This window comes from Bacteroides sp. CAG:633 (assembly GCF_000435115.1).
In the GTDB taxonomy this organism is placed as follows: Bacteria; Bacteroidota; Bacteroidia; order Bacteroidales; family Bacteroidaceae; genus Bacteroides; species Bacteroides ndongoniae.
In genome coordinates this window covers 14,662-38,160 of the sequence record NZ_FR883050.1, presented here as the reverse complement: position 1 = coordinate 38,160, position 23,499 = coordinate 14,662, and the positions used below count along the sequence as shown (strand labels likewise).

Below are 23,499 nucleotides of genomic sequence, written 5' to 3'. Positions count from 1 at the left end.
TGGCTCTGGTTGTTGTTGAGAATGGATAATACGGATTGTTCACTCTACAGCGTCAGAGCAGAGGGTACGGCATGGTTTGTTGCATGACGGATGTAGGTTGCCTCCTGCCGTCGGGCGAGAGGAACCGGTTTGAGAGAGAGGGCGCAAAGATACGACAATTGCAGAAAAGAAAAAGGGGGTGGCACATGTTGTATAACATATATCGTTTTGACACTTTGTATTTTCTGTTTGCCGAGAATGCGTTTTTTCGACCCGACGGACAGGAAGACCGAAAATTTTAAAGCGATTTTCTGTATTCGACTGATGCTTAGATAGGTAGCGAAATGTTTACAATTGAAATAGAGAAAAAACGTCCTGAATTCGTCCGAAAAGCGGAGTTTTTCGTCGTTGCAATCGGTTTGGACGAACACCACAAGCAATCCGGCCGAGCCGTACAAGCATTGTTCGCGAGCCGCACAAGCAATCTGCCCGAACGGCACAAGCGTTGTTCGGGCGGCGGACAGGCATTTTCGGGCATAAATATGTGAAATCGGGCTGTTCCCGACGTATGTTTATGCAAAACCAGCACTTGTTTTTGACTACCCGATGCGTAGTTTGCCGGTGCTGTAAAAAGGATGTGGCAGCCGGATGCTGTTTTTGCTGACAGAACGAGCTACTGCCAGCCATAACGGCGACATATTGTATACTTGCTCCGAACCGTTTCCCGACCGTATATCTACCTCCGGACAGGGAGTTTTCCGGCATCGCCTTCCGGGAGATACTTATTGTATCTTATCTTCCTTAATCGTTAAACTTTCCTCCATTTGTACGATATTGGCACAGTTTTCGCACGAAATTGTGCACAGTCTTCGTTTACTTTTGCTACATTTGCATTGTGTACGCAAACGGTGTACGCAACAAGACGAACTTGTTTACTTAAACTTAATATTTATCATTATGAATCAGTATTTGAATTTTTCATTGGAAGGTAAAGTAGCCCTCGTTACAGGTGCTTCTTACGGTATCGGTTTTGCCATCGCTTCTGCTTTTGCAGAACAAGGTGCAACTATTTGCTTCAACGATATCAATCAGGAATTGGTAAATAAAGGTCTGGCCGCATACGCTGAGAAGGGTATCAAGGTACATGGTTATGTGTGCGACGTTACCGACGAACCTGCAGTACAGGCTATGGTTGCCCAGATTGAAAAAGAAGTAGGTACGATTGACATCCTTGTAAACAATGCCGGTATCATCCGCCGCGTGCCTATGCACGAGATGGAAGCAGCCGATTTCCGCCGCGTAATCGACATCGACCTGAACGCTCCTTTCATCGTATCGAAGGCCGTACTGCCTGCCATGATGAAGAAAGGCCACGGTAAGATTATCAACATCTGCTCTATGATGTCCGAACTGGGACGCGAAACCGTATCGGCTTACGCAGCAGCTAAGGGTGGCTTGAAGATGCTGACCCGCAACATCTGCTCTGAATATGGCGAATACAACATCCAATGTAATGGTATCGGCCCGGGTTACATCGCTACTCCGCAGACAGCTCCGCTTCGCGAAAAGCAACCCGATGGCAGCCGTCACCCGTTCGATTCGTTCATCTGCGCCAAGACTCCTGCAGGCCGCTGGCTCGATCCGCAGGAACTGACTGGTCCTGCCGTATTCCTGGCTTCTGAAGCTTCGAATGCAGTCAACGGACACATCCTTTATGTAGATGGCGGTATCCTGGCTTACATTGGCAAACAGCCTAAATAAACGAAGAAACAACAAACAACAGAGGGTGTGTCCTGTGTGGGCACATCCTCTTTCTTTTAGGCACCGACGGCACAACCGGAAGTTGTAACCCGTCTCCGCCTCATTGTTTGCTAAACGAAAAAGACATTGCGTATGAAAAAAATATTCCTGTGGTGCGTGTCGGCGTTTCTTTGCCTTTCATGTGCCGAAAATAAAAGTGCATTGACCGTCACCGTAACCAATCCCTTGGCCACCGAACGTGCGGGCGAGATGGTGGAAGTGTCGATGAGCGAAGTTTCCGACCTGCTGAAACTGGCCGATACGGCTCAGATTGTCGTGCTGGACAAGGAAGGTGAACAAATACCCTATCAGATTACCTACGACGGTAAACTCATCTTCCCCGTCACAGTAGCTTCGGGCGCAACAGCCGCCTATACCATCGAGCCGGGTACACCCGCCGAAGTAGACGTGAAGGCCTGCGGACGCCAATATCCCGAACGTGCCGACGACATGGCCTGGGAGAACGACCTTGTAGGTTTCCGTGCCTACGGTCCTGCCTTGCAGGCTCGTGGCGAGAAAGGCTTCGGCTACGACCTCTTTACGAAGTACAACACTACCGAACCCATTCTGGAAGACCTCTATGCCAGCGAGTTGAATCCCGAATCGTGGAAGAAGGTGAACGAACTGCGCAAGACCGACAAGAAAGCCGCTGACGAACTGGTGAAGACTTTCTCTTACCACGTAGACCACGGCTATGGCATGGACTGCTACGCCGTAGGCCCCACACTGGGTGCCGGAGTGGCTGCGCTGATGGTGAACGATACCATTATTTATCCCTGGTGCTATAAGACAGGCGAAGTGCTGGACAACGGCCCGCTGCGTTTCACCGTGAAGTTGGAATTCAATCCGCTGACCGTGAAGGGCGACACGACTGTAGTCGAAACCCGTGTCATCACACTCGATGCAGGTTCGCACCTCAACCGCACAGCTGTTTCGTATACCAGCTTGAAGGAGACAATGCCCGTTGTTACCGGTATTGTGCTTCACGAGCCCGACGGAGCCGTAACTACTTCGGCCGAGGGCGGCTACATGACTTACGTCGATCCTACCACCGGACCGGACAACGGCAAGATACTGATGGGTGCGGCTTTCCCTGCCGACGTGAAATCGATGAAGACCGTGCTTTTCTCGCCCGAGGAAAAGAAGATGCGTAACAATGCCGACGGACACGTACTGGCCGTGAGCGATTATGAGCCCGGTTCGGAGTATGTCTATTACTGGGGTTTCGCCTGGGATAAGGCCGACATCAAGACGCCCGAAGCCTGGAACAAGTATATGGCCGACTTCGCCCAACGGTTGCGCAACCCGCTGAAGGTAGAAATAAAATAAAAGCACAGGCGGCTTTGTGCTTGCCCAAAGATGTGCTTGGATAGAACGAGGGTGTGCCAAAACAAAAGTATCTGAAACTCTCCTCCTTCTGGAAGGAGGAGTACCCGAAGGGGGAGGTGGTAGGTGAAAACATAAAGTGTTAATATACAGCGTGTCGTAAAACCTACCACCCCGCCCGTTGGGCACGCCCCCCCCGCCCGTTGGGCACCCCTCCTTCCAGAAGGAGGGGAGTCAGATACTATAAACTTAGTTTTGACACATCCTCTTTCTGTTTTCAGAAAAGTGTCTTCCCTTTGCACACCAGCTCGGCCACGTTTTTAGCTTCCAGCTTTTCGAGCAGGCGTTTGCGGTAGGTCTGCACCGTGTTGACGCTCAGAAACAGCATCTGGGCTATCTGTGCCGTGCTGAGTCCTTGCGAGAGATAGGTCAGTACTTCTTTCTCGCGTTTCGACAGTACAGGCACCTTATGTATGTCGTGCTTCGGATCGTCCTGTTTCAGTTCGGCAAACGCATGGCTGAAGTAGCGTTCGCCTTCCCTGATTTGCCGGATGGCGGTGTCCAGTTCGCCAATGCTGTCATTCTTCGAAACGGCTCCGTCGATGTCTACATCGGAAAGTTGGGCAACGGTCCACGGTTCTTCGTGCATGGTGTAGATCAGTATGCGGCATTCGGGCATCTGTCTGTGCAGGTACTCGACGACCTTAAATCCGTTGCTGCCGGGCAGTTCCAGGTCGATGATGCAGAGGTCGAAGCGCTCGTTGCTGGCAGCCTGTTTCAGCTCTTCAAGGCAGTCGGCACTTTGGCATACTACGTTTTCCTGTCGCGATGCCAGGGCTACGATTCCTTCCGCTACGATGGGATGGTCGTCAACGACCAGTAGTTTGTACTTCTTCTTGTTCATTTTGTGGTATTTCCAGTTGTAAGGTAAAACAGTTGTTTCCGTCCGACGTCTGTTGGCTGACTTGTGCATGGATGGCCTTGATGCGGTCGTCCACCGTGCGCAGCCCTATTCCTCTGCTGTTGTGGGGCGATTGGCTTGTGTACGGAGTGCCGTTGTCGGTTATCCGCAAGGTATATCTTGTCCGGCTTTCCGCTTGCAAGTTGATGTCTATGCGGCTGGCATCGGTGTGCTTGACGGCGTTCATGGTCAGTTCCTGAACGATGCGGTACAGTTCGTAGGCCGTGCGGTTGGGGATGAAGCGTGATGCATTGCCGGCGGTCGGTGTGTACGCGATGTGCCTGTCAGTGTTCTCGGTCAGACTGGCAGCATAATGGCCGAGTATCTCGTCCAGACTGAGCTGATCGAATTCGGGCGGCATCAGTTCGTGCGAGATGTTGCGTACGTTGTTCCTCAGTTGACTTACGAAACTGCCCAGTTTCTGGAGGTTATCGGCTGTAGCAGAGCTTTCTATCTTCATTTGCAGTCCCAGCAGATCGTTGGCAATGCCGTCGTGCAGTTCTTTGGCAAAATATTTGCATTCGGCTTCCAGACCTTCAATGTAGCGTTTGGCCGAGTTCAGTTCGTTTTCCTGCTTCAGCAGTTCTATTTTCTTGTCGGCTATCCGTTTTTTGTAGTACAGTATCAGCAGGGCTATGAAGGCCAGGGTCAGCAGGCATCCCGCTGCCACGGTGATTTTCAGCAAGAAGGTTTCGTGCTCCAGTTTTTCCTGTTGCAGGTGGGCTATTTGCAGCTCTTTCTCCTGTGTCTGATACTTTACGTTGAATTCGGCCATCTGTTGCGTCAGATTGTGCTGTGCCAGGGTATCGGTCCACATGCGTGCGCTGTCCATGTAGACGTAAGCCAGTTGGCGGTTTCCGATGGCGTCGTAGCATTGCGCTATCTGTGTGAGCAGGGTTTTGGGTTCGCTTCCTATATTTCTGTTCCGAAGCCACAACAGGTCGTTCAGGGCTTTGCTGTAGTTTTTTCTGTTCATTTCGGTCGAGGCACGCACCTGTATGAATCCGATGCCAGGGACGGAGTTGGCAGGGATGTCGGCCAGCAGCCGGTTGCCCATTTGCAGGTAGTAGTCTACGGAGTCGGGCTTTTCCTGTCGTTCGAATACCCTTAATATCGAGGGCATGCACCTTATCTTCAGGCTTGCGGCATTCTCGCCGGCGTTGCAGGCTATCTGCCAGGCTTTGCGGATGAACTGTTCGGCTTTCTCTATTTTGTTCAGTTCGGCTTTGATACCGGCTCCAAGTTGCCAGGCCGAAAAGTTGACGTAAGCGTCATCGGTTTTGGATACGTGCTGGATGGCCAGTTCGTTGTACTTCTCAGCTTCGCTTAGTTGCCGGATGTTGAAATAGAACACCGATACATTATTATAAATATGTGTGATCCAGCTTTCGTCTTTGTATTTCAGGGCTGCTTCGAGTGCTTTGTTGTAATAATAGATGGTAGAATCGCTCATGTGCCGCTGGCGGTAGAGGATGGCCAAGTCGTTGTATACGCTGATGTGCTTCTCTAAATCGGCTGTTTGAGGCAGATAGGGAAGTACACTCTTTTTCATTTCGAAGGCTTCCTCGTTCTTTCCTACATATATTAATAAAGTAGCCTGTTCGTTCAGCAGTATCGGATAGACGGGTGATTGTTCGACTCCTTTGACGGCAAAGGCACTGTCGAAACTGTGTTGTGCTTCCTCGTAATATCCTTCGCCCATCAGGTTGGCTGCCCGTTCGTAGAAGTCCATCAGCAGTGTGTCGGTAGGGATGTCTTCTGCGCGTAGGCTGGCTGCAGTCATTAAGGCAATGTAAAGGAGAAATAAAACTCTATTCATGGTAGTATGGTGTATTTCTGTCGCAAAGATAGGGGTTTTGTTATGAAGAAAGAAAAGAATGATTGAGGAATTGAAGTGACTTGGCGGTAGATGCGGTGTGCCTTTGGCATATTGTTGTTGATTGAGGCTAGTATAATGATGTAAAAGGCATTCTTTTATTTTTCAAAAAATGCATCTTGCTTGTAAAATCACTGTTTTCGGTGACAAAAAGAAATGTGAAAAAGTTGTTTATTTGCAGATAAAGAAGTGAAAGAGTTTTGCTACCGATTTTGTCGGAAATAGTGGAACGATGAAATGAAAAAGAAGCTGGGACTGTAAGAAAAGTAAATATACTGGTTAGGTTTGTTTTGTTGGTGATGCCGCTTTCTCTGCAAAGAAAAGAAAGGCATCACCACAAATCATGTTTTTATGGGATAAACTATGAATTAATACGTATCTATATGAAGACTATTTTCAACTATGCGGCATGGCTGCTTTTTGTGATTGTTTTTGCCTTGACGGGTTGTAGTGACGATAAGGGTGAACCTGCTCCTGAAACTCCTGAACCTTCCATTGAGTTTGGCAGTGAAACTGATCTGAAACCTGTGGTAAGCGTAGAAGGAGGCACTTCTACATTGACCTTTACAGCCTCGGATGACTGGACGGCGAGTGTGAGTGCCGTAACTCGTGCAATAGACTGGTTAAGCGTTTCACCCACACAGGGAGGAGCGGGTACTGTTACTCTTCAGATCACTACCCAGCCCAATGATACTTATGACGAACGGAATGCGGCTATTGTTTTGAGTTGCGGGAATGTACAGAAAACCGTTACTCTTACCCAAAAACAGAAAGATGCCTTGCTGGTAACTTCTAACAAGGTAGAAATGGAGGCAATAGGTGGTACATTCGGTATTGAGTTGCAAGCGAATGTGGATGTCAGTTATGAGATAGAAGAGGCAGCTAGAGAGTGGTTGACTGTTGCGTCTTCTTCTACCCGTGGCCTGACTACGTCAACGTTGAATTTTCAGGCCTCAGAGAACACGGATACTGAAACACGGCAGGCTGTCATTACGCTTCGGGGCGGTGAACTTACGGAAAAGGTGACTGTTTACCAGGCAAGTAGTGATCCTTCTATTTTGCTCTCGCAAAAAGAGTATACGGTAGCTTCCGATGGTGAAACCATTCAAGTGGAGCTGAAAAGCAATGTATCGTATGAGGTCGTAATGCCCGAAGTACAGTGGATTACGGAAGCGTCTACCCGAGCCGTTTCTTCTTATACACACTATTTTGTTATTTCGCCGAACGATACTTACGATGCACGGTCGGCAGAGATTTCCTTTATTAATAAGGAGAATAATATTGAGGAGAAAGTAGTCATTACTCAGGTGCAAAAGGATGCGATTATTGTTGCACAGAATGAGTATGAGATACCTGCTGCAGGCGGTTCGCTTGACTTTACATTGCAGGCAAATGTAGATGTGGAAGTCACTGTTTCTGTTGACTGGATTGTTCAACAAGATGCTTCTACCCGTGGATTAACGGAGCAAAAACTTTGTTTCGATGTAATGGCCAATGAGGATACGGAAAACGACCGGGAGGGAACCATTACATTGAAAGGGAAAGAAAGTGATATTACTCAGGTAATCACAGTGAAACAACTGAAGAAGGTTCCTATTGTCATTGAAGGAGATCAAGCGACTTTGGAGATGGGCACTGATGCCGATGCTGTGAAGCAGGCTATCATTGATGCTGCGGCACAAGGAGTGAAAAACTTTATTCTGAAAGGTGATTATGAAGCACTGAGATTGACTACAGACAATCCTTTCGAGGGCATTTCGGTAAATATGTTGGATTTGAGTGGAGTAACCAATTGGCCAGTAGCAGATGGGTTGGCAGAGATACCTGATAAAGCGTTTTATAAATATGCCAATATTCAGGAGGTAATATTGTCTGAAGAGGTACAAGTAATAGGTGACAATGCTTTTGCTCAATGTTCTGGTCTGAAACGTATAGAAGCTTCCGGTGTGCAGAAGGTTAATTATGCTGCTTTTCAAAGTTGTTCCCATTTGGAGAAGGTTGTAATGCCAGAGGTCGTTTCGATGGGAAGGGTAAGCTTCTCGTTTACAGGATTGAAGAAAGTTTATTTCCCGAAACTAACCACTTTGGAAGGCAATGTCTTTTGGTTCTGTTCTTCGCTGACAGAGGTAAACTTACCCGAAGCTGTGAAAATTGGGGATGCTAATGATGGTACCGAGTCTCCAAGATACGGGTCAAGTGTATTTGCTGATTGTTCGAATTTGCAAAAAGTAAGTCTTCCTAAGGCAGTGGAAATAGGTGAAAGAGCTTTTGGTGGTTGTACAATGTTGCAGGAGATAGATTTGCCTATGGCGGAAACATTAGGGGTGTCTACTTTCATGGGATGTAAGGCTGTTACTACCATTCGTTTGCCCAAAGTGAAAACTATAAAAGGAGATAATAATTTTACCAACTGTCCATTATTGACAGATCTGTATTTGACTTCACCTGACGACATTTCTATAAACTCAAATTGCTTTGGTAGTAGTTCTTTCTCAAAGCAAGTGAATCTGTACTTGAATGCCAACAAGAAAGATGAAATGGAAGAAAGTGTTTTTGGTATAGAGTGGCGAAATTATATATGGAAAGATATTATTTTTATAGAATGAGGATATGAAGTTATTTTCGGTTAGACATCATTCGGATTAATATGGAAGAACTAAGATAAAGCTTTACTTCCCCTCAAAAAATTCCCCAGTTAGGAAAAATTTTTTTTCTAACTGGGGAATTTTTTTTCCCTAACTGGGAAAAAATTATAGCTTAAAGCAGTTTGAATTCATATCCTTCTTCCTTCAGGAAGTTGATGGCACGGGGCAGAGCATACTGCAGGTTGCCGTTGTCCCAGGACTTGAGGGAGTCGTGGAAAGTGATAATGGAACCGTTGCGGGCGTAGCGCATGACGTTGGCCAGTACTTGCGGGCCGCGAAGTTTCTTGCTATAGTCGCGGGTGACAAGGTCCCACATCACAATCTTGTATTTACTTTTCAGTACCATATACTGTGCCCAACCCATGTGACCGTGTGGCGGTCGGAACAGGAGCGGGCGCAGGGCTTTTGTGGTGATGTCCGGGTCGCAGATGGAGCACATGAAGTCGTATGCCTCTTCCGTGTTCTCCAAATAGCTGTACGAGGTGAAGTATTTCCGGCTGAATCCGCGGATGTGGTTGAAGGTGTGGTTGCCGATGCGGTGACCACGCTCCACCACCATGCGGAAGATGTCGGGATACTTGCGCACGTTGTCGCCTACCATGAAGAAAGTGGCTTTGACCTGATGCTGGTCCAGCAAGTCGAGCACCCAGGGGGTGACTTCGGGGATGGGGCCGTCATCGAACGTCAGATAGACGGCCTTTTCCTCCGGATTCATACGCCACAGGGCACTGGGGTATAGCTTGCGGAACAGCTTGGGGGGTTGTTCTATAAACATGCTGTCTTTATTTCATTCGATCTACATACATGTTGTATAGTTCTTCCACTTTCGGCTCATAGACGCCGGCTAATTGCGACTGATACTGCTTCATGATTTTCACTTCGCGGTCCAGTATCGCCCAATGGTATTCGTACTCACGGCTGGCATACATGAAGCGGGTGTCGCTCATGCTCATGTACCATGTCATGTATTCCACCGACTTGTCGGCCAGCTGCTTCATGATGGCGTCGGCTTTGGCGGTCTCGCCCAGTTTGTAGTAGGCTTCGGCTATCTGTACGGCTCCGTTCTGGAAGTCGTATGGCACGTTGCTGGCAGGTATCATCTTTTCGCCATAGTCGAGCACGGCTTTGGCCTTGTCGTTTTTGCCTTCCTTGATGAGCTGGTTGCCCAGTTGCGAGAAGAGGCGGCGGTGCGTGTAACACATGCGCATGGCGTTCTCGTCGATGTAGATGCCGGGCTTGTCGATGCCGCCGAACTTGAACTTGTTCATCAGGTTGTCGTACATCTTCTCGCTGTCGATGCTGACTCCGGTCTTGGTGTTGTCGAACGGCGTGAAGCGGTAGGCCAGGCCTTCCTGAACGAAATGGTTGGCCATGCCGAGCTGGTGGTCCTCACCCACGCTGATGGCAATGTAGATGGGGCGTTCCCAGTTGGCTTCGGACAGCATTTCGAGCATCATCAGTTCGTGCTTGTACAGGGCTCGTTTGCCTTTCAGCGAGATGTGCATGTAGTCGGGGATGGAGTCGCCCGGTATCAGCATGCCGCTGCGGCGTACGGCTTCCTTGTCCACCTTGATGACGATGCTGTCGGTCGGGATGACTTTCAGTTCTTCGTTTTTGCCGCGTACCCAGTACTTCAGGATGTTCTTCAGTTCATACGGGTTCTCGCCGAATTCCTTCTGTATATTAACCAATGCTTCGCTCTTTCCGTCGAGTGCCTGTTTGTTGGCTTCGGCGTACAGGGCGTCGATGCTCTTCTTATACTCGGGACGGACGGGGACATATTCATTGGTTCCTTCAACATATTCCATACGTTCCCAAGTGATAGGCAGTGAAGGACTTTCGTAAGCCGGACGTTTCATCTGGTCGATGTACCAGTCGGTTTGCAAGTATGAGAGGTTGCAGGTACGTGAGTCGGTACGGCAGCCTTCAGTTTCCTGATTGTACCACAAGGGGAAGGTATCGTTATCACCGTTCGTATAAATGATGGGGTTGCCCGATTCCTGAAGCGACATCAGATAGTTCTGGCCGAAGTCGCGCGCCATGTAGCGGTCGCTGCGGTCGTGGTCGTCCCAGGTCTGGCTGGCCATCTGGATGGGCACAAGCAGGCAGACGATGGAGATGATGAGGGCAGAAACCAGCGAGGGCGTAAGGGCGGCGGGCTCGTTTTCCTCAGGGCTTGCCTGGTGGGCTCGTTTGCTTGTCCACTTGTTGACCGCCTGTGTCAGTCCGGCCACGCCCATACCTATCCAGATGGCAAATGCGTAGAACGAGCCGGCGTAGGCATAGTCGCGTTCGCGCGGCTGGCTCGGGGTCTGGTTCAGGTAGAGTACGATGGCGATACCCGTCATGAAGAACAGGAAGAATACGACCCAGAACTGCTGGATGCCCTTCTGTCCGCGGTAGGCTTGCCACAGCAGACCGATGAGGCCGAGCAACAGGGGCAGGCCGTAGAACACGTTGTGGCCCTTGTTCTCTTTCAGTTCGGTGGGCAGCAGTTGCTGGTTGCCCACCAGCATGTTGTCGATGAAGTCGAAGCCCGTAATCCAGTTGCCGTGTTCTATCTCGCCGGAGCCTTGCAGGTCGTTCTGGCGGCCTACGAAGTTCCACATGAAGTAGCGCCAGTACATCCAGTTGAGCTGGTAGGAGAAGAAGAACTTGATGTTTTCCCATTGGGTAGGCATCTTCACCATAATCATTTCGCCACACTGGTCGTAGGGCACTTCGTAGCCCTGTATGTCTTGCCAGCTTTCATATTGCTGGGTGTGCAGGCTGCTGTACATACGCGGGAAGAGCATGTTCTGTGCATACTCGTACTCGATACGGCCGGGTATTTCGATGTAGCTGTCTTTTTCGTCGGGAGTGGCTTTCTCCTTACGGATGAACTTGGTACCGCTGTACGAAATGCGCGGCTGGCAGTAGCCGTCTTTCACGTCGAGCGCTACTTTGGACGAGTAGGCCGGACCGTAGAACAACGGACGTGTACCGTACTGCTCACGTCCCAGATATTCGCCCAGCGTGAAGATGTCTTCAGGCGAGTTCTGGTCCATCGGCGTGTTGGCTGTTGAACGGATGACGATAAGCGCATACGATGAATAGCCGATGACCATCATCATGGTGCACAGCAGGGCCGTGTTCAGCGTGCGGGCGCTAACGCGGTATTTCTCTTTCATGCCAGCTTGCAGTTTCGGGCTGAGGTAGAGCCACAGCAGGGCAATGACAATGATGCCGATGATAACCGAGCTGGCGCCATGACCATAGAAAGGAATACCCAGCATGGCGATGGTAAGCACGAATGACAGTGCCATACGCATCTTGCTCTTTTCAGTGTAGCTTTCGTATACACCCCAGATAAGGCAGACGGCCAGCAGAATGATGTAAACGATGACACCGCTGTTGAACGACATGCCCAGCGTGTTGACAAACAGCAGTTCGAACCATCCACCCACTTTCACGATGCCCGGCACGATGCCGTAGAGTACTACGGCTACCAGCACCATAGAGCCTATGAGCGCCAACAACGAGCCTTTAGCATTGGCATGGGGAACCTTTTTATAGTAGTATACCAGCACGATAGCGGGCAGACAGAGCAGGTTGAGCAAGTGGACACCGATACTGAGTCCCGTCAGATAGGCGATCAGGATGAGCCAACGGTCGCTATGAGGCTGGTCGGCTACGTCTTCCCACTTCAGTATCAGCCAGAATACGACGGCTGTGAACAGGGAGGAGAAGGCATATACCTCGCCCTCGACAGCCGAGAACCAGAAAGTGTCGCTGAACGTATAGGCCAGTGCGCCTACAAGTCCGCTACCCATGATGGTTACCAGTTGTCCGCGGGTGATATGGTTTTCGTCCTTCACTACAAGTTTGCGCACCAGATGTGTGATGGTCCAGAAAAGGAACAGTATACAGGCACCGCTCATCAGCGCGCTCATGTAGTTGACCATTTTAGCTACTTCCGAAGGATCGGAAGCAAACTGCGAGAACAGGTTGGCTGTCAACATGAAGAAAGGTGCGCCGGGCGGGTGGCCGACTTCCAGCTTATAGCCGGTGGTGATGAACTCGGGGCAGTCCCAGAAACTTGCGGTAGGTTCGATAGTCATGCAGTAGACTGTCGCCGCAATAAGGAAGGTAATCCAACCTACAAGGTTGTTCACAAACTTGTATTGTTTCATTCAGAGTTGGGATATAACGTTATTATCTACTAATATTTTCGTAAAAACTTCGCAAATATAAGCATTTCATGCTGAAAAGAATGATAACTAAGCTTATTATTAGGATAGGTTAAAGAAAAGGTATGGTCAATTGGTAGCATTAAAAGTGTTTTGCTTATTTTTGTTATCGAAATATTTGATAAAAGTTAGGTTTGTATGAATACGAAAATAGTTTCATGTACATTGGCAGCCCTGTTGTTTTCAGCCGATGTACTTCCGCAAGTATATATTAATACTGAATTACAGAAAGTAGTGGTAGAAAATCAGTGGAAAGAAAAAAAAGTGGCTTTTTTAGGTGATTCCATTACCGATAAAAATCATATCGGGACAACCAAGTGCTATTGGGAGTATCTGGCTGAGATGCTGGGGCTGGAAGCCTTCTCGTATGGAATCAACGGCAATCAGATGGATGGGCTGCTGGGGCAGGCTGAAAATTTACTGAAAGAGCAGGGCGATGCTATTGATGCTATCATTGTTTTTGCTGGTACGAATGATTATAATGCTGGCATACCTTTGGGCGATTGGTATGAAGAAGAATATCGTGAAGTTCCTTTGGCGGACGGGAAAACTGGGAGTCGCCGTTATCGTAAACCGGTGATGAGTAATGATACATTTCGGGGGCGTATTAATCGTTTAATGAATTATCTGAAAACAAATTTTCCCTCGAAGCAGATTATTGTGCTGACACCTTTGCATCGGGGCTTTGCGCAGTTTGGAGCTCAGAATGTGCAGCCGGAAGAGGCATATCCTAATAGAATAGGAGTTTATGTAGATGAATATGTGCAGGTTCTGAAAGAAGCCGGTAACGTATGGGCTGTACCAGTGATCGATTTGAATAGCATTAGTGGGCTTTATCCTATGAACGATGCGCATGTACGCTACTTCCATCAATCGGATACTGACCGTTTGCATCCCAATGCCGAAGGACATCGGAGAATGGCTTTGGCACTGATGTATCAGTTACAGGCTTTCCCTTCTACATTTGAGTAAGGATCTATATTTATGAATGCTTATGATGCCCCAGGATGCGGTGGGGCAGCGAGCCGTGTCCCAACAGCTCTATCGGACAATTGAAGTTCTTTTCGAGCCATTCACCTGTGACGCATTCGGTGGACGGATGATAGTCCAGGGTTTCGTTGACGCAGGCCACGGACTTGACCTGTTGCAGGATGGTGCCAATGTCGTGGCTGACCAGAATGATGGCGCAGTCGCGGTTGATTTCGGCCAGCAGTTGGTAAAGCCGTGCTTCGAACCGCTTGTCGATGTAGGTACTGGGTTCGTCGAGTATCACAACTTCGGGGTCGGAGATGATGGCACGGCCCAGCAGGGCGCGTTGCAACTGTCCGCCGCTCAGTGCACCGATGGGGCGTTGTTCGAGTTCTTCCAGTCCCATGCGGATTACCACCTGATGGGCCTTTTCGCGGTGTTGGGCGGTGAAGCGCGAAGCCAGCGATTTCTTGCTGCTGAGTCCGGAGAGTATCACTTCTTCGACGGTGATGGGAAATTTACGGTCGATGCTGTTGTACTGGGGCAGGTAGCCCATGGTGATTTTTCCCGTTGCGTGGCTGTTGTCGGCGGCGGATATGTCTTTACTACTTTGCGAGGGAGTGAAGACGATTTCCCCCTGCAAAGGAGGCAACAATCCGAGGATACACTTTATCAGCGTAGTTTTCCCTCCGCCATTGGGGCCGATGATACCCAGAAAATCATGTTCGTATACGGTCAGGTTGACATCGTGCAGCACGGTGCGTCCGTCGTATCCGGCACTGAGGTTTCTGATTTCAATGATAGGTTGCTGGGACATGGTCGGCAAATGTTTTTTCTTGAGGGTATCTGTTTGGCTTGCAGGTGCTTTATTCTTCAGTCGCCTTTTCGCCGGACAGTGTCCGTGCTACTTTCAGCATTTCGTCTTCCCAGTCGTAGGACAGCGGATTGATGGGCACAACGGTAGTGCCGGTCTGCTTGGCTATCAGGTCGGCGTTGCGGCGGTCAAATTCGGGTTGCACGAAGATAACGTGCACATTTTCTTCCTTACAAGTATTGATCAGTTCCTTCAGCTGCGCGGGTGACGGTTCTTTACCTCCGGCCTCGATGGGAATCTGATACAAGTCGTAGTCGCGTGCGAAATACGACAGGGCGGGGTGGTAAATCATAAAGGCACGGTCGGCGTTCGGGGTCGACAGCATGTTACATATCAGGCTGTCGGTCCGCTCCAGCTTGCGGCACAGCGTGTTGTATCGCTCCAGATAGACGCTCTCGTTCTGTTTGTTCATCAGGCACAGGGCGTTCAGTATGTTTCCGGCAATGATTTGGGCATTGGTTGGCGAGTTCCAGATGTGTGGCTCCACTCCGAGCAGGGGGCGTTCGCCGTCAGCTTCATCGGCATGGTGTATTTCTTCTTCCTGATAGTTGCTTTCAGGTGCCGAGGAATGGACGTGTTGGTGCGGGGTGTCAAAAATCAGTTCGATGCCACGCGATAGTTCGAAAAACTGCAAGTGGGGCGCATTGTCTGCCAGTCGGTCGGCCCATACCCGTTCGAACCCGATGTGTCCGATTCGGAAGTAAGCTTTGCTTTTGGCCAGTTCAACCAGTTGCTGGGGAGTAGGATCGTAAGTTTCCGGACTGCTGCCTTTGGGCACCATGCTGACTACGGTGTATTCGTCGCCGGCAATGGCCTCGGTAAAGTAGCGTAGAGGTTCGATGGTGACTGTGATGATGGGCTTTTCAGTACCGGCATCTTTTTTCGAGCCGTTTCCCGATTTGCATGCAATCATCAGAACAGACGATATAAGTAAGATAAGGAGTTTTTTCATATACAAAGCATGTTCGTTTAAGTTCGCAAGTACAAAGTTGGAGTTAGGCTGCATCGCACTTGACTGTGCAAAGATAGTGAAATGTCACATTTATACGAAGTACAAGTTAAAAATGATAAGTGGGAACTTTGGATTGCAGAATTTTTTTTGGAAAAATAGCAGGTGCGCATAGGGGTTTTTACGGAAGTCTGCGTTATAAAGGCAGAATCACCTGGCCAAGTGATGCGACAGCGAAAACAGAAACAGACAGGTATTCCGGCCGTTTTGTTGCATGGGAACAAGAAGAGAGAGAAAAAGAGACATCCGAAACGGGAAGGAGAAAACCTGATGAGTATTCAACCATTAAAAAACAAGAAGTTATGAAGATTAAATTTATTGCATTATCTTTGTGTGCATTGGCAAGTGTAAATATGGTAAACGCTCAGGAGAGCAGTAAAGGAGAGAGTAAACACGAAATCCGTCTTTCGGTAAGCGACGGACTAACGCAAGGAACGGTCGATGTACTCGGAATGGGATTGGCCGATGCTGTGTTGGGTAGCAAACGTACTGACGAATCATTCAGCATGGTATACGGATTGGGTTACCGTTATTCGCTCAATCGTTTCCGGGTCGGTACAGACTTTGGTTTCTCGTATGGAAGCAGTAAATTGATGTTGTCCGGCGAAAAGTCGCCTTCATTGAAGGAGAAAGACCTGAATATGCTGGTACTGCCCACTGCTGAGTTTACCTATTATAAACACGGACTGATAGAATTGTATGGTGGAGCTTCGGCTGGTGTCAAACTGAACCGTCACACCGAAACTGGGCTTACTGATGCCGGCAAGAAGGTGGCAAAGAAAGCGGACTTGTCTACTTCGTTTGCCTATCAGGTTAATCCGATAGCTTTGCGGGTTGGCAATAACCGTGTCGGTGGATTCGTTGAAGCCGGATTGGGGCACAAGGGATTCCTGACGGCAGGTGTCAGCCTGAAGTTCTGACAAAACGATATTTGATGTGAATGCAATGATATGAGAGCCGATAGAAAGGAAATATTCAGATCCAGGTTTCAGAAACATTATTCCAGGCTGTGTAGTATAGCCTACGGATATGTTTCTGACAGGGATGACTCGGAAGACATTGTTCAGGAACTGTTCATCAGTATCTGGAACAAGGGACTCGACTCCATGCCCGAAGCTGAGTTCACGGCTTACGTGACTACTTCTGTGCGAAACAGTTGCATCTCTTTCCTGCGGAAGCGCAAGGAAGATGTAGTTTCTATCGAGGACTGCCCTTTCTTGGCCGGTGACGTAACGGACGATAGTCCGGAGGCTGGGCATGAGTCTCCTTCGCCTGCCGAGCTCCTGGAGTCGGCACTTGCTACCTTGCCTCCCAAGTGCAAAGATATCTTCCTGATGGCGAAGTTGCAGGGACTGAAGTATCGTGAGATAGCCCAAAAATTGGAATTGTCCGAGAAAACCGTTGAGAACCAGATGACAAAAGCCATCAAGATGCTGCGCGCCTATGCAGCCGAAAATCGGTCGTTGCTGGCGGTAGCTGTCATTCTCCTTTTATCAATTATCGTAAACCGTTAGTACATTATGAATAGTAAGACAGATATCAACGAGCTGCTGGCCAAGCATTTTGCCAACGAACGGCTGACCGCTTCCCAGCAAGAAGAGCTGAACGAATGGATATCAGCCCATCGGGATGAATACAGACGGTTGCAAAAACTGATAGGTGCCTCTGTTGGAAAACCGCAAGGTATCAGCTTCGATGCAGAGCGGGCTTGGCAGAAGGTCGAAGCACAGTTGGAGGAACGGTCTCAGAAGGTCATACCATTCAGGCGAAAGATGTTGTTTTGGACTTCGATGGCAGCTTCACTCCTCATTGTGCTTGCTGTATCGGTGTTCTACTTCTCTTCGGCATCGGACGAAGAAATGGTGCGTTATGCCAATGTCGGCCGTACGGAGCAGCATTGCTTGTTGCCTGACAGTTCGGAGGTTATTCTTTATCCCGAAGCAGTGGTTACCTATCAGCATACCGATAAAGGTCGGTTGGCACGACTCGAAGGAAAAGCATTTTTCCAGGTAAAAAGGAAAATACACGGTGTCCCTTTCAAGGTAGAGACCAACTTGTTGAAGGTAGAAGTGCTTGGTACTTCGTTTCTGGTCGATGCAACCAGTAAAAAGCAAGCCGGCGTATTTGTAAAGAGTGGCAAAGTCAGAGTCAAGACAGACGAAAGTGGAGCGGTGCTCGAAGCCAATGAAAAAGCTGAATGGAAAGACGGGCGTCTGGAAGTAGGTATCATTGAGGATCCTCAGGCTTTGTTTGGTGAGGCTCCGGTAGTATTGGTGTTTAGCGCGACTCCCTTGCCTGATGTAGTGCGAGATATTGAAAAGAAGACCGGCGTTCGTATCGAATTGGAAGCTGGGTTGGAAAAGAATTTGATTACTACCCGAATAGAAAGTGAAAGTGCACAGGATATGGTAGAAGAACTGGCTTTCCTGTGCGGATGTAAATACAAAACTCTGACAGAAGGAAAACATTATCGCCTGTATGAAGAGTAGGCTGTATATCTTACTGCTGTTGGCAGTGTTAGGTATGACCGAAGTGGACGGACAGGATTTGAAGCCGTCGGATACGGTAGCGGAAGAGCTGGTGCAGGTCAGCGCCTCTTCCGCTACCGTGTTGCAATGGTTTGGCTACATCGAGAAGCAATGTGGTATTGTGCTTTCGTATAATCCTGCGCAAATCGATCTTACTAAAATCTGCACTGTAGAGACTGCTGGATCCATGACTGTAGGCCGGCTGCTGGCACAGGTGCTGAAAGACTATCGCTTCAAGACAGCCTTTGTACCTCCTCGCAAGCTGGTCATACAAATACAGAAACAAGAAGAACATTATGTTCGGGGAAAAGTGAGCGAAGCCGATACCGATGAGAAACTCTACGGTGCGGTAGTTTCCTGGACTGACGCTGCAGGCAGACAATGGAATACGGTAACTGACGAGAATGGCATCTTTAAACTTTATTTGCCTGAAGGAGCCTATACCTTGAGCGTGTCGTACATGGGATATACTCCTTATACCCGTCAGGTCAGTATCAGTCACGACTGTTTTCAGAATGCTTCTTTGCAACCTTTGCTGTTCGAGATAGACGAAGTGACGGTACGGTCGGAGAAGTCTACCGGCGAACTCACTGAACTGAATCCTTCCAATCTACTTGCTTTCAGTACCAATGACCTGTTCTCACAGATATGGATTTTGCCGGGGGTGACTTCTTCTTTGGCCGGAAACAACCTGCAGGTAGATGGGGGAGGACCGGATGAGAACCAGTTTTTGCTTGATGGAGTACCGGTCTATCATCCGGGGCATCTCGGTTCATTACTGCCCATGTTCAACGGAGATGCTGTGAAAAACATGGTTTTTCATAAAAGCTTCTTTCCCACCCGTCTGGCGGGCCGATTGTCTTCTGTCACCGAAGTCAACCTGAAAGAGGGGAATAAGGACGAACATATGCGTACCCTGACGCTGGATATGCCGGCGGCATCGGTGATGTTCGAAGGACCTATCCTGAAGCAGAAGCTGTCGTATATGGTAAGTGCCCGTCGCAGCTGGCTCGATTTTTTCGACAATCTGTTGTCGGAAGACGATCGGCTGAACCATTCTTCGTACGACTATAACGCTAAGTTATCTTACTCCATATCGCCGCTTTCTACCCTTAATCTACTGGCGTATGGTGCACGTGATGATTATCACTTGCCAGTGTATGAAGGCGAGACAACTTCGGTTTTAAGATGGGAGAATCAGGTCTATCAATTGTCTTATAATACCCAGTGGGGTAAGTTGGGCAATGCAACTTCCCTGTATTATTCATCTTATTCAAACCGTGCTCTTGTTGACGGTCTGGGACTGGATGGTGAGGGATATGTACGTAGTGGGATTAAGTCGCTGAATGTCTCGACCGAGTTTACTTATGCTCCTGAAAATTTATATCGGGCCCGTTGGGGACTGAAATATACACATGAATCTTATGATTTGGCAACGTTGGGCGAAGAAATTCGTACCCGTCGTGAGCCTATCGGACAGGTGTCGCTGTTCTATGATAATACGGTGAATATTTCGCCTCGTTTTTCCGTACAGGTCGGTGTGCACGGAGTGGGCTATTATCCACGAAATCATCGTTCGTATTATAGTATTCAGCCACGACTGTCGGTGAAGTATTTTCCGACGGAGAAAGACTTACTTTATTTTCATTTTTCGAAAATGGAGCAGTTTTATCATTATCTGCGTTTCAGCAGTTGGGCTTTGCCTACCGACTTCCGAATGCCGAGTATCGACGGTTATAGACCCCGTACGTCGGAACATTATGAAATAGGCTGGAAGCACTTTCTAGAAGAAGGCCGTTTGGAGGCTTCGCTTTATTACAAAACACGGCGTAATGTTGTGGCTTTACGTCCCGAAACCTTTGTCGAGAATGGAGCGTGGCAAGAATATATTATGAGTGGTGACGGTGACAGTTATGGTGCGAAGTTCTATCTTTATAAAAATTGGCAACGCTGGAAACTGCAGCTTTCCTATGCGTACACCCGTAGCAGGGAATGGTTTGCCGAGGTTGAGAACAGGAAGAAATTGCCATCTTTGTACGATGTTCCCCATCAGTTGGGCGGGGCATTGTCCTATCAGCTGAATGCGCGTTCACTGTTTTCGGTTGGCGGTATGATGCGTTCAGGGAAAATCATCGATCTGGACGAATGGTTTGAACCATTACCTGAGGCCGATTTCCGTATGTGGCGCGAACCACTTCATTATCGAGTGGATGTTGGCTATTCTTATAAGAAGTCGTTTGGTGAGAAGTTGTTCACATTTCGTTGTGGACTTTATAATGTAGTGGGTAATCCTTCGGAGGAGGATGTACTCAGTTTCTATTCCGTCCATTGGCATGGCAACTGTTTACCTTATGCTGGTATCAGCTTTAAATTCTAAAAAGGTTGCTCTGTCCGTTTTCGTTTGGTTATAGCTATTATTTGGATAAAAAAGAAAGAGGGTGCGTCTCTTTGTTGACGCACCCTCACTTCTGTGATATTAATCAAATGTAAAAAACAAATTAGTCTTTCAATTTGGCGATGATGAAGTCGCGGTTCAGACGAGCAATGTTGCTGATAGAAACATTCTTCGGGCATTCAGCTTCGCAAGCGCGGGTGTTGGTACAGTTACCGAAGCCCAGTTCGTCCATCTTGGCAAGCATAGCCTTTGCACGACGCAGTGCTTCAGATTTACCTTGCGGCAACAGGTTGAGCTGGCTTACTTTAGCTGATACGAACAACATGGCCGAACCATTCTTACAAGCTGCTACACAAGCACCGCAACCGATACAGCTGGCGGCATCCATAGCTTCGTCAGCAATAGTCTTCGGGATCAGAATAGCATTGGCATCTTGCGGAGCACCTGTGTTTACGCTTACGTAACCACCTGCCTGCATGATTTTGTCGTATGCTGTACGGTCTACCATCAAGTCTTTGATTACCGGGAAACCTGCAGAACGCCAAGGCTCTACTGTGATGGTATCGCCATCGTTGAAGCGGCGCATGTAAATCTGGCAAGTAGTAGCTCCGGTAGCAGGTCCGTGCGGATGTCCGTTGATGTAGAGTGAACACATACCGCAGATACCTTCGCGGCAGTCGTGATCGAATACAACTGGTTCCTTACCTTCAGAAATCAGCTGTTCGTTCAGGATATCCAGCATTTCCAGGAAAGAAGTATCGCCGGGAATGTCCTTCATCTGATAGGTTTCAAAAGCGCCTTTAGCCTTGGGGCCTGCCTGACGCCATATCTTTAAAGTAAAACTTATATTCTTATCCATTTTCTTTCATTCTTTAATTGTTCAACATTCCCGATTAGCTCTTGTAATTTCTAGTCTGAACTTTGATTGCTTCGTAAACCAGTGGTTCTTTCAGCAATACCGGAGCTTTATCGTCGCTGCCTTGGTATTCCCAGCAAGCTACGTAGAAGTAGTTTTCGTCATCACGCTTAGCTTCGCCTTCTTCTGTCTGGTATTCTTCGCGGAAGTGACCACCGCATGATTCGTTACGGTTCAGTGCATCGTAAGCGATCAGTTCACCCATAGTGATAAAGTCGTTCAGACGGATAGCTTTGTCAAGCTCTACGTTCATGCCTTCCTTGCTGCCCGGGATGAAGAGGTTGGTTTCGAATTCCTTGCGGATTTCTTTCAGTTTGGCCAAACCAGTCTTCAAGCCTTCAGCTGTACGGCCCATACCTACGTATTCCCACATTACGTGACCCAGTTCTTTGTGGATAGAGTCTACAGACTTCTTACCCTTGATGTTCATCAGATGGTCAATCTTGTCCTGAACGGCTTTTTCAGCAGCTGCGAATTCGGGCAGATCGGTTGAGAAGCGGGGAACAGTGATCTGGTCAGCCAGATAATTCTGGATAGTGTAAGGCAATACGAAGTAACCGTCGGCCAGACCCTGCATCAATGCAGAAGCACCCAGACGGTTGGCACCGTGGTCAGAGAAGTTACATTCACCGATAGCGAACAGACCCTTGATGCTGGTCATCAGTTCGTAGTCTACCCAGATACCACCCATTGTGTAGTGGATAGCCGGATAAATCATCATCGGGTTTTCGTAAGGCGATACGTCGGTGATTTCTTCGTACATGTCGAAGAGGTTACCATAGCGTTGTGCTACTACATCTTTACCCAGACGGTTGATAGCTTCGGAGAAGTCGAGGAATACGGCCAGACCTGTATTGTTTACACCGTAGCCCTTGTCGCAACGTTCTTTGGCTGCACGGCTGGCAACGTCGCGCGGAACGAGGTTACCGAATGCCGGATAACGGCGCTCCAAGTAGTAGTCACGATCTTCTTCAGGGATATCTTTACCTTGCAGTGTACCTTCCTGCAATTTCTTGGCATCTTCCAGTTTCTTCGGAACCCAGATACGACCGTCGTTACGCAGAGACTCGGACATCAAAGTCAGCTTAGACTGCTTGTCGCCGTGTACAGGGATACAGGTCGGGTGGATCTGTACGTATGCCGGGTTGGCGAACCAGGCACCCTTACGGTAGCAAGCCATAGCAGCTGAACAGTTACATGCCATAGCGTTAGTCGAGAGGAAGTAAGTGTTTCCGTAACCGCCAGTTGCGATAACTACAGCGTGAGCAGCGAAGCGCTCCAGCTTACCTGTTACCAGATTCTTGGCGATAATACCACGAGCACGACCGTCGATGATAACGACGTCTTCCATTTCGTAGCGTGTATACAGTTTTACAGTACCGGCATTTACCTGACGGCTCAGTGCAGAGTATGCACCCAGCAGCAGCTGCTGGCCTGTCTGACCTTTAGCATAGAACGTACGTGATACCTGTGCACCACCGAATGAACGGTTGGCCAGTGTACCGCCGTATTCGCGAGCAAAAGGAACGCCCTGTGCCACACATTGGTCGATGATATTGTTCGATACTTCAGCCAAACGGTATACGTTGGCTTCGCGGGCACGGTAGTCACCACCTTTTACTGTATCGTAGAACAGACGGTATACAGAGTCGCCGTCGTTCTGATAGTTCTTGGCAGCATTGATACCACCCTGTGCTGCGATAGAGTGTGCACGACGAGGAGAGTCCTGAATGCAGAAGTTGAATACTTTGAAACCCATTTCACCCAGCGAGGCAGCAGCACTGGCACCAGCCAGACCTGTACCAACCACGATGATGTCCAGACGACGCTTGTTGGCGGGGTTTACTAATTTCTGATGGGCTTTATAGTTTGTCCATTTCTCAGCTACCGGTCCTTCCGGTATTCTTGAATCTATCTTGGTCATAGTTTTTTAGTTTACGAGGGTTCAGTTAACGAGGCTACGAGGCTGTGTCAACTGTACCTGCTTGTTGA

Annotated in this window: 17 protein-coding genes; 9 read left to right on the top strand and 8 right to left on the bottom strand. The window is 48.7% G+C overall.

Annotated features, from left to right (window positions below):
- The first annotated feature begins 323 nt into the window (after positions 1-323).
- The 3 genes from QVP67_RS06590 (at position 324) to QVP67_RS06580 (ending at position 3,108) form a co-directional block, all read left to right on the top strand.
- On the top strand, positions 324-527 hold the full coding sequence (locus tag QVP67_RS06590) for a hypothetical protein (protein ID WP_288179975.1): 204 nt from the start codon (positions 324-326) through the stop codon (positions 525-527).
- 409 nt (positions 528-936) lie between these two features.
- The gene (locus tag QVP67_RS06585; RefSeq protein WP_022162778.1) at positions 937-1,740 is read left to right on the top strand and encodes a gluconate 5-dehydrogenase; all 804 of its coding nucleotides are present in this window, start codon (positions 937-939) and stop codon (positions 1,738-1,740) included.
- 132 nt (positions 1,741-1,872) lie between these two features.
- On the top strand, positions 1,873-3,108 hold the full coding sequence (locus tag QVP67_RS06580) for a DUF4861 domain-containing protein (protein WP_022162777.1): 1,236 nt from the start codon (positions 1,873-1,875) through the stop codon (positions 3,106-3,108).
- 274 nt (positions 3,109-3,382) lie between these two features.
- Here the strand turns inward: QVP67_RS06580 and QVP67_RS06575 are convergent, their stop codons facing one another.
- Both QVP67_RS06575 and QVP67_RS06570 read right to left on the bottom strand, forming a co-directional pair.
- Entirely contained in the window at positions 3,383-4,009 is a 627-nt protein-coding gene (locus tag QVP67_RS06575) for a response regulator (protein WP_022162775.1), read from the bottom strand.
- Positions 3,975-5,885, bottom strand: a complete 1,911-nt coding sequence (locus QVP67_RS06570; protein WP_022162774.1) for a tetratricopeptide repeat-containing sensor histidine kinase — start codon at positions 5,883-5,885, stop codon at positions 3,975-3,977. Before QVP67_RS06570 ends, QVP67_RS06575 begins: the two co-directional genes overlap by 35 nt.
- A 440-nt stretch (positions 5,886-6,325) precedes the next feature.
- Here QVP67_RS06570 and QVP67_RS06565 point away from each other — a divergent pair, with 440 nt between their 5' ends.
- Positions 6,326-8,548, top strand: a complete 2,223-nt coding sequence (locus QVP67_RS06565) for a leucine-rich repeat protein (RefSeq protein WP_022162773.1) — start codon at positions 6,326-6,328, stop codon at positions 8,546-8,548.
- A 151-nt stretch (positions 8,549-8,699) separates the two neighbouring features.
- Here the strand turns inward: QVP67_RS06565 and QVP67_RS06560 are convergent, their stop codons facing one another.
- Both QVP67_RS06560 and QVP67_RS06555 read right to left on the bottom strand, forming a co-directional pair.
- On the bottom strand, positions 8,700-9,362 hold the full coding sequence (locus QVP67_RS06560) for a polysaccharide deacetylase family protein (RefSeq protein WP_022162772.1): 663 nt from the start codon (positions 9,360-9,362) through the stop codon (positions 8,700-8,702).
- A 7-nt stretch (positions 9,363-9,369) separates the two neighbouring features.
- Entirely contained in the window at positions 9,370-12,759 is a 3,390-nt protein-coding gene (locus QVP67_RS06555) for a glycosyltransferase family 117 protein (protein WP_022162771.1), read from the bottom strand.
- 195 nt (positions 12,760-12,954) lie between these two features.
- Between QVP67_RS06555 and QVP67_RS06550 the strand changes: the two genes are divergently transcribed.
- The gene (locus tag QVP67_RS06550) at positions 12,955-13,788 is read left to right on the top strand and encodes an SGNH/GDSL hydrolase family protein (protein WP_022162770.1); all 834 of its coding nucleotides are present in this window, start codon (positions 12,955-12,957) and stop codon (positions 13,786-13,788) included.
- Positions 13,789-13,798: 10 nt separating this feature from the next.
- Here QVP67_RS06550 and QVP67_RS06545 read toward each other — a convergent pair whose 3' ends face one another.
- Positions 13,799-14,602: a metal ABC transporter ATP-binding protein gene (locus QVP67_RS06545; RefSeq protein WP_022162769.1), complete on the bottom strand. Its 804-nt coding sequence runs from the start codon at positions 14,600-14,602 to the stop codon at positions 13,799-13,801.
- Between the two features lie 49 nt (positions 14,603-14,651).
- A complete protein-coding gene (locus tag QVP67_RS06540) occupies positions 14,652-15,611 on the bottom strand; it encodes a metal ABC transporter solute-binding protein, Zn/Mn family (RefSeq protein WP_288179974.1) in 960 nt (319 codons plus the stop codon).
- A gap of 359 nt (positions 15,612-15,970) precedes the next feature.
- Here QVP67_RS06540 and QVP67_RS06535 point away from each other — a divergent pair, with 359 nt between their 5' ends.
- Genes QVP67_RS06535 through QVP67_RS06520 form a run of 4 tightly spaced genes read left to right on the top strand, consistent with a single transcriptional unit; the run spans position 15,971 to position 20,573 of the window.
- Entirely contained in the window at positions 15,971-16,588 is a 618-nt protein-coding gene (locus QVP67_RS06535; RefSeq protein ID WP_022162767.1) for a hypothetical protein, read from the top strand.
- 30 nt (positions 16,589-16,618) lie between these two features.
- Entirely contained in the window at positions 16,619-17,182 is a 564-nt protein-coding gene (locus QVP67_RS06530) for an RNA polymerase sigma-70 factor (RefSeq protein WP_022162766.1), read from the top strand.
- A gap of 6 nt (positions 17,183-17,188) precedes the next feature.
- Positions 17,189-18,157 (top strand): FecR family protein, encoded by a 969-nt coding sequence (locus tag QVP67_RS06525; protein WP_022162765.1) that lies wholly within the window; start codon positions 17,189-17,191, stop codon positions 18,155-18,157.
- Positions 18,147-20,573, top strand: a complete 2,427-nt coding sequence (locus QVP67_RS06520) for a TonB-dependent receptor (RefSeq protein ID WP_022162764.1) — start codon at positions 18,147-18,149, stop codon at positions 20,571-20,573. The genes QVP67_RS06525 and QVP67_RS06520 overlap by 11 nt, the downstream gene beginning before the upstream one ends.
- A 121-nt stretch (positions 20,574-20,694) precedes the next feature.
- On the opposite strand, the gene QVP67_RS06515 is transcribed toward QVP67_RS06520, so the two are convergent.
- Positions 20,695-21,450 (bottom strand): succinate dehydrogenase/fumarate reductase iron-sulfur subunit, encoded by a 756-nt coding sequence (locus QVP67_RS06515; protein WP_022162763.1) that lies wholly within the window; start codon positions 21,448-21,450, stop codon positions 20,695-20,697.
- A gap of 34 nt (positions 21,451-21,484) precedes the next feature.
- Complete coding sequence (locus QVP67_RS06510; RefSeq protein ID WP_022162762.1) at positions 21,485-23,431, bottom strand: fumarate reductase/succinate dehydrogenase flavoprotein subunit; 1,947 nt, start codon at positions 23,429-23,431, stop codon at positions 21,485-21,487.
- Positions 23,432-23,499: the final 68 nt, after the last annotated feature.

Bases quoted from the DNA above. Each gene is read 5' to 3' on its own strand.
- QVP67_RS06555 (WP_022162771.1), bottom strand. From the start codon at position 12,759: ATGAAACAATACAAGTTTGTGAACAACCTTGTAGGTTGGATTACCTTC.
- QVP67_RS06585 (WP_022162778.1), top strand. From the start codon at position 937: ATGAATCAGTATTTGAATTTTTCATTGGAAGGTAAAGTAGCCCTCGTT.
- QVP67_RS06575 (WP_022162775.1), bottom strand. From the start codon at position 4,009: ATGAACAAGAAGAAGTACAAACTACTGGTCGTTGACGACCATCCCATC.
- QVP67_RS06570 (WP_022162774.1), bottom strand. From the start codon at position 5,885: ATGAATAGAGTTTTATTTCTCCTTTACATTGCCTTAATGACTGCAGCC.
- QVP67_RS06525 (WP_022162765.1), top strand. From the start codon at position 17,189: ATGAATAGTAAGACAGATATCAACGAGCTGCTGGCCAAGCATTTTGCC.
- QVP67_RS06515 (WP_022162763.1), bottom strand. From the start codon at position 21,450: ATGGATAAGAATATAAGTTTTACTTTAAAGATATGGCGTCAGGCAGGC.
- QVP67_RS06510 (WP_022162762.1), bottom strand. From the start codon at position 23,431: ATGACCAAGATAGATTCAAGAATACCGGAAGGACCGGTAGCTGAGAAA.
- QVP67_RS06545 (WP_022162769.1), bottom strand. From the start codon at position 14,602: ATGTCCCAGCAACCTATCATTGAAATCAGAAACCTCAGTGCCGGATAC.
- QVP67_RS06580 (WP_022162777.1), top strand. From the start codon at position 1,873: ATGAAAAAAATATTCCTGTGGTGCGTGTCGGCGTTTCTTTGCCTTTCA.
- QVP67_RS06520 (WP_022162764.1), top strand. From the start codon at position 18,147: ATGAAGAGTAGGCTGTATATCTTACTGCTGTTGGCAGTGTTAGGTATG.
- QVP67_RS06535 (WP_022162767.1), top strand. From the start codon at position 15,971: ATGAAGATTAAATTTATTGCATTATCTTTGTGTGCATTGGCAAGTGTA.
- QVP67_RS06540 (WP_288179974.1), bottom strand. From the start codon at position 15,611: ATGAAAAAACTCCTTATCTTACTTATATCGTCTGTTCTGATGATTGCA.
- QVP67_RS06530 (WP_022162766.1), top strand. From the start codon at position 16,619: ATGAGAGCCGATAGAAAGGAAATATTCAGATCCAGGTTTCAGAAACAT.
- QVP67_RS06550 (WP_022162770.1), top strand. From the start codon at position 12,955: ATGAATACGAAAATAGTTTCATGTACATTGGCAGCCCTGTTGTTTTCA.
- QVP67_RS06590 (WP_288179975.1), top strand. From the start codon at position 324: ATGTTTACAATTGAAATAGAGAAAAAACGTCCTGAATTCGTCCGAAAA.
- QVP67_RS06560 (WP_022162772.1), bottom strand. From the start codon at position 9,362: ATGTTTATAGAACAACCCCCCAAGCTGTTCCGCAAGCTATACCCCAGT.
- QVP67_RS06565 (WP_022162773.1), top strand. From the start codon at position 6,326: ATGAAGACTATTTTCAACTATGCGGCATGGCTGCTTTTTGTGATTGTT.